This window comes from Roseibacillus ishigakijimensis (genome assembly GCF_016595415.1).
Classification (GTDB): Bacteria; Verrucomicrobiota; Verrucomicrobiia; order Verrucomicrobiales; family Akkermansiaceae; genus Roseibacillus; species Roseibacillus ishigakijimensis.
This window is the reverse complement of sequence record NZ_JAENIO010000020.1, coordinates 56,617-71,174: the sequence shown is the minus strand read 5'-3', so window position 1 is coordinate 71,174 and position 14,558 is coordinate 56,617. Positions and strand designations below refer to the sequence as shown.

11 protein-coding genes are annotated in these 14,558 nt (G+C 59.1%); 6 read left to right on the top strand and 5 right to left on the bottom strand.

The window, feature by feature from the left end; translation table 11 throughout:
* Positions 1-114 precede the first annotated feature (114 nt).
* From cas1 to pgsA, 4 genes are all read right to left on the bottom strand, one after another.
* Positions 115-1,038 carry a type II CRISPR-associated endonuclease Cas1 gene (gene cas1 / locus JIN78_RS09400; RefSeq protein ID WP_200391706.1) on the bottom strand — a complete coding sequence of 308 codons (924 nt, stop codon included), beginning with the start codon at positions 1,036-1,038 and terminating at the stop codon, positions 115-117.
* Between the two features lie 39 nt (positions 1,039-1,077).
* The gene (gene cas9, locus JIN78_RS09395; protein ID WP_345778146.1) at positions 1,078-4,800 is read right to left on the bottom strand and encodes a type II CRISPR RNA-guided endonuclease Cas9; all 3,723 of its coding nucleotides are present in this window, start codon (positions 4,798-4,800) and stop codon (positions 1,078-1,080) included.
* 531 nt (positions 4,801-5,331) lie between these two features.
* Positions 5,332-6,648: a sulfatase-like hydrolase/transferase gene (locus JIN78_RS09390; RefSeq protein WP_200391704.1), complete on the bottom strand. Its 1,317-nt coding sequence runs from the start codon at positions 6,646-6,648 to the stop codon at positions 5,332-5,334.
* A gap of 48 nt (positions 6,649-6,696) precedes the next feature.
* On the bottom strand, positions 6,697-7,263 hold the full coding sequence (pgsA, locus tag JIN78_RS09385; protein WP_200391703.1) for a CDP-diacylglycerol--glycerol-3-phosphate 3-phosphatidyltransferase: 567 nt from the start codon (positions 7,261-7,263) through the stop codon (positions 6,697-6,699).
* A gap of 288 nt (positions 7,264-7,551) precedes the next feature.
* Between pgsA and JIN78_RS09380 the strand changes: the two genes are divergently transcribed.
* The gene (locus tag JIN78_RS09380; RefSeq protein WP_200391702.1) at positions 7,552-8,010 is read left to right on the top strand and encodes an NUDIX domain-containing protein; all 459 of its coding nucleotides are present in this window, start codon (positions 7,552-7,554) and stop codon (positions 8,008-8,010) included.
* On the opposite strand, the gene JIN78_RS09375 is transcribed toward JIN78_RS09380, so the two are convergent.
* Entirely contained in the window at positions 8,007-8,924 is a 918-nt protein-coding gene (locus JIN78_RS09375; RefSeq protein ID WP_200391701.1) for a sugar phosphate isomerase/epimerase family protein, read from the bottom strand. The two genes, JIN78_RS09380 and JIN78_RS09375, sit on opposite strands and share 4 nt — an antisense overlap.
* A gap of 126 nt (positions 8,925-9,050) precedes the next feature.
* Here JIN78_RS09375 and JIN78_RS09370 point away from each other — a divergent pair, with 126 nt between their 5' ends.
* The 5 genes from JIN78_RS09370 to proB all read left to right on the top strand — a co-directional run bounded on the left by JIN78_RS09370 (position 9,051) and on the right by proB (position 14,552).
* Positions 9,051-9,878, top strand: coding sequence for a PPK2 family polyphosphate kinase (locus JIN78_RS09370; protein WP_200391700.1), 828 nt, complete (start codon positions 9,051-9,053; stop codon positions 9,876-9,878).
* 150 nt (positions 9,879-10,028) lie between these two features.
* Complete coding sequence (locus JIN78_RS09365; RefSeq protein ID WP_200391699.1) at positions 10,029-10,241, top strand: hypothetical protein; 213 nt, start codon at positions 10,029-10,031, stop codon at positions 10,239-10,241.
* A 45-nt stretch (positions 10,242-10,286) separates the two neighbouring features.
* Entirely contained in the window at positions 10,287-12,047 is a 1,761-nt protein-coding gene (argS, locus tag JIN78_RS09360; RefSeq protein ID WP_200391698.1) for an arginine--tRNA ligase, read from the top strand.
* Between the two features lie 30 nt (positions 12,048-12,077).
* On the top strand, positions 12,078-13,775 hold the full coding sequence (locus JIN78_RS09355; protein WP_200391697.1) for a putative manganese-dependent inorganic diphosphatase: 1,698 nt from the start codon (positions 12,078-12,080) through the stop codon (positions 13,773-13,775).
* Positions 13,776-14,552: a glutamate 5-kinase gene (gene proB / locus JIN78_RS09350; protein WP_200391696.1), complete on the top strand. Its 777-nt coding sequence runs from the start codon at positions 13,776-13,778 to the stop codon at positions 14,550-14,552.
* Positions 14,553-14,558 lie beyond the last annotated feature (6 nt).

Genomic DNA, 14,558 nt, shown 5'->3' with positions numbered 1-14,558 from the left:
TTTAGTCCTGATCCGCGGCACCTCAAAAGAGACCGACGAACCCGCAAATCCCCCATAGAATCAGGCCTCACAGCCTTAACCTGACGCGAATGACCGGGAGGTCAAAGGCGACCATTAGCCAGCCCATTTTGTAGTGGTTCGGGTCCATGGTTTGTAGTCTCCGGTCTGACCGCTCACGAGGGCTTTGCGAAAGGAACGCATGACACCCTCGATAACGCCCCGCACATCCAGAGTGAGGTCGAAGTAATCGACCTTCTCCAAGGGGAAGCCCGTGACCCATTTCTTAAAGGCGCGGTCCACTTCCCAGGTAAAGTCTTCGCGGGGATTCTCCCGCACCCACTGGGCCACGCGGGCGTCGACACAGGGGCGGAAGGGCTCCATGAGGTCGTAAGCGAGCGGGGTGGAGTGCTCGCGGGTGACGTGGCTGATGCCAAAGGTGGGGTCGATGCCGATCGCAAAGAGGTTTTGCAGCACGGTCGAGAGGAGGATGGCGTAGCCAAAGTTGAGGAGGGGATTGGGGCCACCTTCATTGCGTCCTCGCCGGAAGTCGTCGGTCTCGGCGACATTGTCGGCGTAGATGCGCCAAAAGAGGCGGGCAGTCTCCGCTTCTTTCGTCTTGGCCCGGCCCCGGGCGAGGAGGGCCATTTTTTCCAGCCTTCTGTCCTCGCTCGCCAGTTCGCGGGCGAGCGAAAGCTGGTTCTGGCATTTGGCATCGATGGTTTTCCTCCAGAGGCGTTCGCGAGTTTGGGCTTTCAGGACCACTTGGGCGCGGGTCAAGAGGGTGTCAGTCGCTCGGTTGGCGGGCAGGACGAGGGAGGCGGGTTTGAAGTTCTCGCAAATGACGAGCCCGACGCCGTTCTTGGCCGCTTCTAGCAGGAGTTTGGAATGGATGGAGGCGGAGAAGGAGGTGATGACAATGGCCGCCACGTCCTCGATGGGGAGGGATTTGGTCCCTTCATCAGTCTTGCAGGTGAGCTGCCCGTCCTTGCAGCTTAGCGAGCAAGAGGGGGCATCAATGCTGACGATGTGGTAGGACATGAATCCGAAGGTCTTGGCATACGACAAGAATGCGTGGTATTAGTGAGGGACCCCGCAATAAGACTGAGGTAAAATTTCTAAATACTTCCCTTCATCTGGTTTGTGGAGTTGGCCGTATGGCCTTTCTCTCCAAACATGAATGCCTTTTCGATTGCGCTTTTTAGATTTGCCGTTTTCGAGTTTGACCGTTTCCTTCATGGAGACGAGCCAAGGTTTTATCAAATCGATTTTATGGTCGGTTTCTTGTATACTAGCGACGGCCCAGATCCCATCTCGGTTTTTGTGGCCTATAAGACGAATGAGCATGCCGTTTCTTAATATTCGAGGCATCTGTCCTCCGTTTTTCTTTTGCAGCTCTTCAAGGGATTTTTGGACTGCGTGGAATGCAACAATCATAGGTTCTGGTTCGAGCGCTAGGCCGTAATTTGAGTCAATAATCAGAGCCCCTGAAATTGCTTTCAGCTTTCCAGACTGACTCTTGGGTTTTGGCCCGATAAGCTTTGAAGAACGAAGCCATTGTTTGAGTTCCCCCTTGCCATTCGGGTTTGGAAAATTCTCTGAACGGTTGCGGCTGTTGTCCTGATTGAGGTTTTTCTTCCCAGAGTCGTTGATGAAAGACTTATTCTTAAGTCGATAACGACTATTTTTTGCATCGAAGGCAACTACCCCCCACGTCGTTTGTTTTGTCCTTGAACCTGAGCGGTTCGAAGGGATGTGCTGGGCGACGCGAGATTCGGCCAGACGGGCGACGAGCTGGTTTTTCACTTCAGCGGGAAGATCTTGGAGGTAGGCGCGGGTGCGCTCGTTGCCGTTGTTGTCGAGCTTGTTGCAGAAGTTGTAGAGTTTTGTTCTTTCCAAGAGCTTCAGGTCGCTTTCGCTCTTGTTGCGGTTGGCAACCGCTCGCCAGAGCTTTCCGGTGATGTTTTCACCATTCTGGGTGAGGGGAAAGTAATGGGCGATGTAGGCAAGGGTGGCGGCATCAATGGCGTGGTGAAGATGGGTGAGGCTGCGGATGTCTTCCTTGGGTTTGACTTCCCTTCGGAGGATAGCATGGCAGTCTGGACAGGTGGCCTTGGAGACTTCGGGAGCGGGCCAGGTCAGGGGGGCTTCGCATTCGTCATTGGGGCAGGAGAAGGCGTCGGATGGGAGTGAGGTCGTTGTCTTGCCCTTCGACTTTTTTTCAATGAGTTCTGCTTTTTCGAAGGTGAGGTGGTCTCGTGCGGTGTCGAATTCAAATTCCCTTGTGCGATGGTCATAGGCTTGCATCCAGCGGAGGGCCTCCCGGCCACAGACGCTGGGGTCGCCAAGGGTGCCGAGGAGATTCCACGCCTTTCGAATCTCGCTAGTGGCAATACCGGGAATGACGAAGGATTTGGCGGCGGGGAGTTGTTTCTTGAGACCTCGAAGGGCGAGCTTGATAAGGTGGGAGGACTGGGTGAGCGCTCCCTCGGTAAACCCTTGCTCGCGTTCTTCGAAATTCTCTACTAAAAGTTGTTTTCTCCTAAGATGGCAACGGACAGCGTCATCGTGGTGAGGGAATCTTTTACTTGGCCAGAAATTTTGTTTTGATGGTTTTCTAGCATCGCCATGTGCTTTCGAGGCGGCTTCATATTTTTTCCATGTCGTTATAGAAAGTCGCTCCATGCCCGGAACCTCTTTGCCTTGTTCTTGCGCAACGAACTGCGCGCCCGTTCGCTTTTTTTTCATCTCGTTTACTTGGGGCCAAGTTAAAACTAAGGCGTGCAAGGCATTCGTTCGCTGCTGTGAGTAGGGTATGATATGCTCCTTCTCGAGATTGGTAAGGTCGTTGACGCAGTAAGGCTCTTCCGTGAAAGGACACTTCCAGCCCATATCCATAGCGATGCGACATTTACGAATAAGGCCTCCAGTAATAGGGAGGTGAGGTGCGTTTTCTTCGAGGTAGTTTACCGCAGAGGTAAAATCTTTAAGTCGTTGAGTAAGTTCTGCTGCTTTTTGCTTCGCCGTCATCCCGGACATTTCTTTGAGCTCCCGGGCGACTTCCACCACGACTTGGGTGACGTGCTCCGGCTTTCCTTCTGCGAACTCCTTGATTAACTCCTTCACCAAGCGCTCAAGGATGAGCAGGCGGTGGCGAACGAGGTGATTATTGGTCAGATGATCGAGGGGGCGTTCGGCGAGGAGTTCATTGACCCGAGAGTTGGGTTCAAGGGTCGGGTAGAGCACTCCATCAGTCGCCTTCTTGTTGCCATGGGTATCCTCATCGTCTTTGGCACTGCGGGTGGGGTCGAAGCCCTCTTTGACTTCTTCCACCACTTTCGTGAGCACCTTGCGCGAATAGGCGGCCCGGCCTGTGAGGCCGTCGGGTCCGGCTTTCTTCTTGGCCAGGTAGGTCTGTAGGTCGGGGAAAGACTTCTTCCCTTTGGCTGTTTGGGTTTCCTTTGCGAATTGTTTTTTAATGGTCTCGGTAAGAGTTGGATCGTCTTTGGAAAGGGCGAGAATCTGCTTGAGACTGACTTTTCGTCCTTTTTCCCACTCGGTCTGAAGGAGTTGCCGGGTGTCCTCGGGGATGGCGGGCCAAAAGGGGTAGAGAGTGGCTTGGGAGCTTTCACAGGCTTTGCGCATCTCATTAGCGGCAGGGTCCAAGGTCAGGGCGTCTTCGGCATCAGGATGGAGCTTGAAGTAGCTGTCCAAGTTGGTCTCTCCGCCGGGTTGGTAGCTCTCGATCACGTTCCCGATTTCGGTGGCTGTCAGTCGGCCTCGCTTTCTTGCGCTGTCGAAGAGAGTGTTGCGCAAGTCTTTCGGTAGCGGCTTTCCGTCCAATCTGATATTGGCCAGGATACGGGCGAACCGGTATTCCAAGAACTCACGGCTCTTTTTGGCGGGCACTTTGGAGTCTCGCTCGGCAATTCGTTTGGCTTCCTTTTTCTCGGTGCCCTTTGCGAGCTCCCGGTCATAAATCTCCGCCCAAGTGATGGGGCAGCGTGAAATGATACGGTTGTCGAAGCGGGGCACGAGCTGACCAAAGAGAAGGCCGCCGTGGTAGCGCTTGGGCAATTTGATGTCCCAATCTTTGAGTTGGGCGAGTTCTCCAGGTCCAAGCTTGTCAGAGGTGAGGATAAATTTTTTAGCCTCTGGCGAGAGGAGGTCGGTCTTCTCAAGAATTTGGGCCACTTCTCTTTCGACAATCCGGCGGGGATAGGCGGTGTTGAGGGTTTTGTAAGGGAATTGGGAGGATGTTTTACGAGCGGGGTTTTGGGGGTCAATTTCGAGGAGGGCGCAGATGGTGTGGGCCATTGTGGAGGTGCCCTTTTCATCCATCCACTTGCGGGCTTCAGCTTCTTTCTCAGTATCTTCGTCGTTATCTTCTTGGCGCGCCCAACGAGAGTTTCCGTCATAGCCCCGGTTGTGGGCATACCAGCGCAAGACCTGCCAGAGTTCAGATTGGTTGAGAACATGAGTTCCTTCCAAAGTAGCGGCGGCCAGAAGAAAGGGCGGCCATTTCCCTTTCCATTGTTCGGAAGTTTGCGGGAGGTCGAGGGCGTGAACGGGAAATCCTTGTTTGACTAGGAATCTCTTAAGTCGAAAGATGCGCTGTCTGGTTGAGCGGATATGGCGACGGGTGCGCCGAAGCCCTCTTCGTTGGGAGGCCAGGCAATCGTCGGCGGGGAAGGTGACTACTCCGGTTCCCAAGATGTCGGGATTCTGCTGGGTATTGGAGGCAAGGACACACCAACCTAGGGATGAGTGTCCGATGTCAAAAGTGAAGGTGAGGGGAGGCATGGTGTTAAGCTAGCAGATGGAGAAAGATAGGGGAGAATTCTTTTCAAAAAGGTCTTGCGTGTATGATCCGGGTTGATAACTTCCCTTTGTCTTTTTGGAATCAAGACAAAGTTTGAAACGCAAGTCGGCTCACTGCTCTGCACACCGTTCAAGAAAAGCGTTTTTATGAAGGCCGCCCGACGGGGTGGCCTTCTTTTTTTCTTCATTGTTCTTAAATAAACTCGAAGAATGACCTAATCCGTTCTTTTTCTAGCCATTGCAGAGCGTTGAGACGCCATTGCAGAGCATTGAGACGCTATTGCAGAGCATTGAGACGCTATTGCAGAGCATTGAGCGGCCGTTGCAGAGCATTGAGCGGCCGTTGCAGAGCATTGAGACGCCGTTGCAGAGCATTGAGTGGCCGTTGCAGAGCATTGAGCGGCCGTTGCAGGACGTTGAGGGGCTATTGCAGGACGTTGAGGGGCGGTTGCAGGGGATTGGGAGGCAGGTGGGACGCCTGCGCTCTTTGTTTCCGCGCCGGGAGGGGGAGGGTCACTCGCTTGCCTGGGCGGGTGCAGGGGTCCACCAGTCGTTGAGGCCTTGCCGGAGGCTCTCCACGAGGTCGGGGTGTTCGCTGGCGAGGTTGTGGCGCTCGTGGGGGTCGTTGAGGAGGTGGTAGAGCTGGGGTTCCCCTGCGGGATCGGCGGGGGGATGGGGGAGGAGGAGCTTCCAGGGGCCACGGAGGTGGTAGCGGGCCTCGAGGTTGCGGGCAGGGTGAGCGAAGTCGCGGATGTCGTGACTGTAGTCGGCCCCGAAGAGGCTCTGGCGGCTGGTGACGGCGGCGCGGTCGGTGAGGTTGATGCCGGGGAGGCCAGCGGGGAGGGGGAGATCGCAGAGGGCGGCGGCGGTGGGCCAGAGGTCGAGGTTGCTGGCGAGGTGCTCGTCGTCGCGGAGGGGCTGGAGGTGGCCTGGCCAGGAGAGGAGGATGGGGGTGCGGATGCCGCCTTCGTAGATGGTTTGCTTGGAGCGCGGGGCGTAGAGGTTGCGGTCGGCGGGGTCTTGGATCCAGCCATTGTCGCAGGTGTAGAGGATAAGGGTGTTGTCCAGTTGACCGCTCTCCTCAAGGTGGGCGAGGAGCTCGCCGATGGTTTGGTCGAGCCATTCGCAGCAGGCCCAATAGGCGGCGATGTTTTCGTTGTCGGTCTTTTGCAGGTATTTGGCGAGGAGGTCGGCGGGGGGATTGTGCGGGGTGTGGGGGAGGAAGACGCCATACCAGACGAACCAGGGGGTGTCGGGCGAGGAGGTGGTGAAGTCCTTGATGGGTTGCAGGCCCTGGCGGCCGATGGCGAGTCCGGCGTCGCCGTGGCGTCCTCCCCGGGCGGGGTCGCCGTGGGTCATGCCAGCGGTGAAGCCGCCGTCGGCTACGGGGTCGCCTTCCCACCATTTGCCAGTCTGCAGGGTGCGGTAGCCACTCTCGCGGAGGGATTGAATCCAGTTGGGCTGTTGGCGGTAGTGGGCGATGAGCTCGCGGTAGCGCTGGCCGAAGTCGGGGTCGCGCCGGCCGGCGAGGGCCTTGAGATCGGGGCGGGGGGGGAGGAGGTCGTTGCCGGTGATGCGGTGCTCGTGAGGATGGCGGCCGGTGAGGATGCTGGCGAGGGAGGGGCGGCAGAGGGGGACGGGGCTGTAGCCACGGGTGAAGGTGAGGCTGCGGGCAGCGAGGGCATCGAGGTGGGGGGTCTCGATGTGGAGATGGCCCATGAAGCCGTAGTCGCCCCAGGCCTGGTCGTCGGAGAGGAGGAAGAGGATATTGGGCCGCTGCCGGGCGGCGAGAGGGAGGAGACAGGCGAGGAGGATGAGGAGAGGCTTCATGGCTGAAACCTGACCTACGCGGCGGGGGCGGGGACTTCTTTCGCGTGCTTAGCTGCGGAAGAGGGCGCGGCTTTTCCAAGTGTAGTTGAAGCCGGAGAGGGCGGTGAGGGCGAGGGCGCCGTAGAGGGAGAGGGGGAGGAGCCAGCCGTCGGGCGAGGTGAGGGCGTGGAAGGGGTTGCCGGGGGAGTCCTCGACGAGGAGCCAGATGAGGGCGCTGATGCAGAAGGTGAGCTGGAAGGTGGTCTTCCATTTGCCGAGATTGTCGGCGGGGATGACGGTGCCTTGCTCGATGGCGATCTGGCGCAGGCCGGTGACGAGGAATTCGCGGGCGATGATCACGCAGGTGACCCAGACGGGGCAGAGGCCGTCGGCGGTGAGGTGGACGAAGGCGGCGGCGACGAGGATCTTGTCGGCAAGGGGGTCGAGGAGTTTGCCGAGGGAGGTGACGAGGTTGAGCTTCCGGGCGAGGTAGCCATCGAGGAAGTCGGAGAAGGCGGCGAGGAGGAAAGCGGCGAGGGCGATGGCATTGCCGAGGGTGGTGTAGAAGGAGACCGCGATGACGAAGACGGCCGTCAGGACGAGGCGGGCGATGGTGATGGCGTTGGGAAGATTCACGACAAGCGGAATTGAACGTCATGCGGGGGGAAAAGCGACCGTTTTTTCCCGGGGGGAGGGGTTTTCTGCCGCTGTTCCGGGGAGAGGGTGGAGGAGGGGCGTGGGACGGGGAGCGGGGTGGGACGAGTGAGGGCAAGTGCTTGTCTGGAAAGGGATGGCCGGGGGGAGCGGAATTTTTGAATCATCCTTGGTCTTAAGACTAGGCAAAGGGGGGGCGGGCGTGGAAGACTCCCGCGCCGAAGCGGGGGTGTGACATGAGGTTGCGGCCTGCCGCTCTCCCCCCGAGTTATGGAATTTCGTCCCAATGTCGCTTTGTTGCTTGTGCGAGAAGACGGTCGCTTGCTGATCTGCGAGCGTATCAAGGTCAAAGGTGCCTGGCAGTTCCCGCAAGGGGGAGTGGATGAGGGGGAGACCCTGGAGGAGGCGCTCAAGCGCGAGGTGGAGGAGGAGATTGGTCTTTTGCCCCAGAGCTATGACATCCTGGAGATGCGGGGAGGCTACCGTTATCTCTACCCGCCTTCGGTAAAGAAGCGGAAGCGCAAGGGGTGGTTCGACGGGCAGGAGCAGACCTACTATCGCTGCCTCCTGCACGATGTGGAGGCGAAGATTGATATCCAGCGGAAGCCGCGTGAATTCCGTCAATACAAGTGGATCAAGCCTGCAGACTTCAAGCTCACCTGGCTTCCGGAATTCAAGCGGGAGGTCTACCGCAAGGTGATGTGGGACTTCTTCGAGGTGAAGCTCTAGTCTGTCTTTTTACCCAGCCATTGCTGGAGGGTGCGGGCATCGCGCTCGATGAGGGGCCAGGCCTGGGAGGCGACCTCGCGAGGGTAGATGGAGTGCTTGGCCCACTCGATGTGGAGGCTCAGGGGCAGGCCGTCGTAGTGGCGGTGGACGTGGTCGAAGAGCTCGCGGGTGACGAAGCCAGTGCCGAGCGGGGTGCTGGCGAGCTTTTCGTTGTGCTCTCCCTCCCAGCGAGCGTCCTTGATGTAGAGGGCGCGCACGTGGTCGCGGACGAGCTCCTCGGAGAGCTGCCAAGAGAGGCCGGTATCGGTGCGGGCGTGGCGGAGATCGTAGGCGATGGCGAAGTGTGCGGGGTCGAGGCCTTCGAAGATGAGGGCGGCATCCCAGTGGAGGGCCCCGGCGAGGCGGGAGCCGGAGTGGAGCTGGTAGTAGGCCTGCATGCCGAGTTCGGCATTGAGCTCGGCGAGCTTGCTGGCCTGGATGTGGAAGTCGCGGGCCTGGGCCAGGAGGTTCTGGCCCTGCTGGTAGCGGTAGTAATCGGTGCGGTAGCGGGTGATGCCATTGTCGCGCAGCACCTTGAGGAAGTCGCGGGCCTGTTCGTCGGGCTGCAGGACGTGGGTGGCAGCGATGACGGTCTCCAGCCCGGCGGCGGAGAGGGCTTTCATCATGCCCGGCACCTGGGCGGCGGCGTCGCCGGGCTCGATGTGGCCTCCACGGCGGATGGTGGCCTCCAGCCCGTGCAGGCCCATGGCCGCGACCTTGTCGGCAATCTCCTCGTAGGAGAGGTTTTGCACTGGTTTTTCAAAGAGCACGGTGGGCCATTGGTCCGGGGAGGGGGGCTCGTCTTCGGCAGAGCTCAAGCCGCCCAAGAGGCAGGCGGCCCCGGCTTGTTGGAGAAAGTGGCGTCGCGAAATCATCGCTGACTAACAGAGCGGAAGGAGGAGGGGAGGTCAAAGAAAATGGCGTCGAACCTGTTGCCGGAGAGGAAAGGCGACTCAACGAATGCTTGCCTCATGGTCTCAGCAAGGCAGACTCTCCGCATCATGCCTGCCTCAGGAGCTGAAGAACGCTATCGCCACAAGCCGGGAACGAAGTTGCGGCTTGCCGAGCTGGACCCCCATGAGAAGACCTTGGCCGAGGACTTGAATAAGGAGGATTCGTGGGGACCCTTTGACCAACTGCGCGATGAGCTGCAGCAGTTGCAAAAGAAGCTCTACGCCCAGGACAAGCACCGGGTGCTGGTGGTGATGCAGGCGATGGATACGGGGGGAAAAGACGGCTGCATCAAGCACGTCTTCAGCCGGGTGGATCCGCAGGGACTCAATGTGGTCTCCTTCAAGAAGCCTTCCGAGGAGGAGCTGGCGCACGACTTCCTGTGGCGGGTGCACGAGCATGTGCCGCGCAACGGTCACCTCACGGTCTTCAACCGCAGCCATTATGAGGACATCATCGCAGTGCGGGTGAAGGAGCTCTATCCCGACCCGGTGTGGAAGCGGCGCTATCGCCACGTCATCGACTTCGAGCGCATGTTGGCCGAGGAAGGGACGACCATCGTGAAGATTTTTCTCCATATCTCCAAGGAGGAGCAGCGCGAGCGCTTGCAATCGCGCTTGGACAATCCCGACAAATATTGGAAGTTCAATCCCGATGATTTGAAGGATCGGGCACGGTGGGAGGACTTCATGCACGCTTATGAGGACGTCATTGAGAAGACTTCCACCAAGGAGGCTCCCTGGTATGTCGTTCCGGCGGATCGCAAGTGGTATCGCAACCTGTGCGTGGCCCGCATCATGGTGGACACCTTGAAGAAGCTGGAGATGAGCTTTCCCGAGCCGACTTGGAAGCCGGGGGAGATTTCTCTGGGAGAATAGGGCGGCCGGAGGGACCGCCGGACCTATCAGGACCTGGTCTCCCATCTCCCGCCAAGGGTGCAGCGGCGCTGCCCGCGGGATTTTGCCCGCCAGCATCGGTCGCTTTTGGATTCGGTCAATCGTGGAGAGGTCTTAGGGGGACTGGCAGGAATGGCTTACGCGTTCGTGGCGACCTTTGCCATGAAGGGGCAGAAGCCTGGAAGCTGGAGCCTTCTGCTGAGCGGGGGAATCGGCTTGGTGGGCACCTTCTGGATTGTTGATTGGGGGGAGGAGAAGCAGCGGGAGCGCAACCGGAGAAAATTCGCGGAGTTCCTCGAATTCTGGCAGAGCCGGGAGCAGGCTCATCTTTTCCTGAAGTCGTAAGAGACCGGACTTGAAAAAAGCGGGCGGGGCGGGCTACTTGCCTGCATGACTTTGGCGGAAACCCTGCGGGGCTTGTTGACGGACTCCTTTGCGAAGGCGGGAATCGAGGGCGCGGACTTGGCGCGGGTGGCCGTGGTGGCGGCCTCCGATATCCGTCACGGCGATTACCAATCGAATGCCGCCATGATGTTGGCCAAAGCCGCGAAGAAGAATCCCCGCGCGCTAGCGGAGGAAGTGCTCACTCATCTGGAGCCGGCTTTGGCGGGCAAGGCCGAGGTCTCGTTGGCGGGGCCGGGGTTCATCAATTTCAAGCTCGCTCCCGCCTTCTTTGCGGAGCAGGTGCGGGTGCTCTTTGGCGATGACCGCCTGGGGGTGCCGATGGTGGGGGACCGCAAGCGCATCGTGGTCGACTTTTCCGCTCCCAATGTGGCCAAGCCCATGCATGTGGGGCACATCCGCTCGACCGTGATTGGGGAGTCACTGGCGCGGGTGGCGACTTTCCTCGGGCACGAGGTCATCAAGGACAATCATATTGGCGACTGGGGCACGCAGTTCGGCATGGTGTTGTGGGCGTGGAAAAAGGAGCTCGATGAAAAGGCGCTGGAGGAGGAGCCCTTGCGCGAATTGCTCCGGCTCTACCGTCTGGGCAGCAGTTCTTCCAAAGCGGAGGAGGCGATTGCCGACGAGTGTCGTGCGGAGTTGGTCAAGCTGCAGCAGGGGGATGCGGAGAATACTGCCATCTGGCAGCGCTGCATCGAGCTTTCCAAGAAGGGGCTCAATGCCATCTACGACCGGCTGGATGTGAGCTTCGACTATTGGCTGGGGGAGAGTTTTTACAATGATCGGCTCGCGCCGCTGGTGGAGGAGATGGTGTCCTCCGGGATGGCTCGCGAGAGTGAGGGTGCGATCTGTGTCTTTTCCGACGGGGAACTGCCGCCGAAAAAGGATCCGTTTTTGAAAACCACCAAGGAAGGGGTGGAGGACTATCCCTTCCTCATTCGCAAGCGCGATGGCGGGTTCAACTACGCCACTACTGACATCGCCACCATCGACTACCGGCTCGCGGAGTGGGAGGCGGAGGTGATCTGGTATGTGGTGGACTTTCGTCAGGAAGAGCACTTCACGCGGCTCTTCCACGTTGCCCGGCGCCGAGGCTGCCAGGCCGAGCTGGCGCATGTGAAGTTCGGCACCATTCTCGGCAAGGACGGCACGCCGCTGAAAACCCGGGCGGGCGATCTGCCCCAGCTGGAGGACGTCATCAACGATGCCGTTGCGGCCGCGCGCAAGTCGGTGGCGGAGAAGAGTTTCCTGGAGGATGAGCAGGAGAAAGAGGAGCTGGCAGAGTTGATCGGTGTGAGCGCCATCAAGTTCATGGAACTCTCCCATCGCCGCGAGTCGGACTACACTTATGACCTCGAGAAGATGGTGGCGCTGGAAGGGGATACCGCCCCTTACCTGCAATACAGCTATGTGCGCTGCCGGAGTATTTTCCGGAAGTTGGAGGAAGAGGTGGCTCTGGCCGGAGAGGACTTCGTGCTCGCCGACGAGCGGGAGATTCACCTCGCCCGGACCCTGGCCAAATACGGTGAAGTGGTGCCGCAGGTCTTGGAAGATTTGCGTCCGAATATCTTGGCCAGCTATCTGCTCGACCTGGCGCGGGCTTATCATTCCTTTTTCCAAAGCTGTCCCGTCTTGAAATCGGAGGGGGCCACCAAGGCCTCGCGCTTGACCTTGTGCGAGGTGACCGCGCGAGTCCTGCAGTCAGGCTTGGCTCTTTTGGGGATTGGAGTTCCGGAGAAAATGTGATGCTTTGTCGTTACGCGAGTGGAGAAAGATATGAGTCGATCGAATAGCAAGCTGTTGGTGGTGGGTCACCGCAATCCGGATACCGATGCCATCTGTTCGGCCATTGGGCAGGCGGAATTGTTGCGGATGACTGGGACCGACGCGGAGGCCATCCGCTGTGGTGATGTGCCTACCCGGACCGCTTGGGTGCTGGAGAAGGCCGGGCTGGAGACTCCGCGCCTGGTGACTGATGTGCGGGTGACGGCGGGGCAAATCGCCCGTCGCGAGGTGGTCTCGGTTTCGACGGAGGAAAGCTTTTTGACCGTTTACCGCCGCATGCTGGCCAGCGGGGTAAAGAGTGTGCCGGTGGTCGATGGGGAGGGCGAGGTCAAGGGCCTCTTGCGCTACCTCGACTTGCTGCGCCTCCTCTTGCCCACGCAGATGGAGGGGATCGCGGTGCGGACGGTGCAGGCCTCCTTGCACAAGATTTGCCTCACCTTGCAGGCCGAGTCGGTGGGTGCTCCCTGTCAGGATGGGGAGGAGGAGGAAATTCATCTGCTGGTAGGGGCCTCCAGCGAGGAGACCGTGCAGCGTCGCCTCACGGGGGCGGAGGCCGATGGCATTGTGCAGAAGTATCTCGTCATCTGTGGAGATCGTCCGGGAGTGCAAGAGGCCGCCATCAACTACGGGGTGCGGGCCCTGGTGGTGACGGGAGGCTTTGGCATTTCCCCGGAATTGGTTTCCGCCGCTCGCGCCAAGGGAGTGGCCATTCTGCTGGCTAGCCTTGATACCGCTAGCGTGGCCAAGCTTATCCAGTGTTCGCGGCAGGTCCGCAGCGTGGTCTCGGGGGATTTTATCGCCTTGGAAGAGAACGAGGTTGTCTCCCATCTGCGCAAGCGGCTCTCGGCGGAGAGTCAGGACCTCTTTCCGGTGGTCAAGGCCGGAACCCGCAAGATGGTTGGGGTTTTGTCAAAGTCCGACCTCGTGGAACCCAAGCGCACGCCCCTCGTTTTGGTGGATCACAACGAATTTGCGCAAGCGGTCACCGGGGTGGAGGAGGCTGAGATCCACGAGGTGATTGATCACCACCGCCTGGCGGGGGATTTGGCTTCCCGCGAGCCGATCCGGTTTCTGAATGAGCCGGTGGGCTCGACGAGCACGCTGGTGGCGCGGAAGTTCGTGCATCGGGACCTCGAGCCGTCTCCTGGAGTGGCCTTGTGTCTGTGTGCCGGTATTATTTCTGATACCCTCATGCTGACTTCTCCGACCACTACCGAGCTTGATCGGGATATCCTCCAGTGGCTCGCTCCCATCGCGAAAGTGGACCCGGAGGAATTTACTGACGAATTTTTTGCAGTTGGTTCGCTGCTGGTGGGAGGCACCCCGAAGGAGATCCTCACCACCGACCGGAAGGAATTTTTCGAGGAAGGAATCAAGATCAGCATTTCCCAGATCGAGGAGCGGGGGTTGACGCCCTTTGCCAAGCGGAAGGAGGAGTTGGAGGAATCTCTCTCTGAGCTTCGTTTGCAAGAAAACTGCGACCTGGCGCTGCTCGTGATTACCGACATTTCGACCCACGACAGCTTGATTTTGGCGAGTGGAAATGCCGCCCTGCTGGAGGCTCTCCCCTACGAGAGACAGGACGGAATCTTCCGGGCTCCGGGCGTGGTCAGTCGCAAGAAACAGGTCTTTCCTGCTGTGTGGGGGGCTTGCCGAAGTGCCGCAAGTAGGTTATCGGCAGGCTCGTAAATGACCGAAGCAAACAAAAGCGACCTAATTGTAATCAAGGTAGGCACCGGCGTCTTGACGCGGGTGGAAGATGGAAGACTGGATGGCGGCGCACTGGTGAAGCTGGTGACCGCCCTGTCAGAACTGATTCGTCAGGGCCATCGCGTTGTCTTGGTTTCGTCCGGAGCAGTAGGCTCCGGTGTATCGGCGCTCGGCTTGGACAGCTACCCCAAGACTTTGCCCGAAAAGCGGGCAGCGGCCGCCGTGGGGCAGGCCCGTCTTATGCACACTTACGAGAATTTGTTTTCTCAATTTGAGCTGAGCGTGGCCCAGATTCTCCTCACGGGAAATAATCTCAAAAGTGACAAGGTGCGCCCCCGGGTGAAGAAGACCATCGACTGTCTCCTCGCCAAAGGCAACGTGGTGCCCATCGTGAACCAGAATGATTCCGTTGCGGTGGAAGAGATTTCCAAAGGCGACAACGACATGATGTCGGTGCGGGTTTCTGAACTCCTGAACGCTGACTTGCTGGTGATGTTGACCAGTGCCGATGGCCTCTGCGAAGGCGGCGTGGGCGGACCGCTCATCCCGCTGGTGACCAGCTTTGAAGAAGCTCGCAAGCAAGTGGGCGAAGTGGCTGGCAAGTTCTCCATCGGGGGCATGAGCTCCAAGCTCAACGCGGTGGAGCGGGCGGTGGGCACCGGAGTGCGCATCGTCATTGGCAACGGTCGTCGCCCCGAGCGACTGGCTGAGATCGTGAAGGGAGAGGGTATTTGCACCCGCTTTTTGGTCGAGTAGGATAGA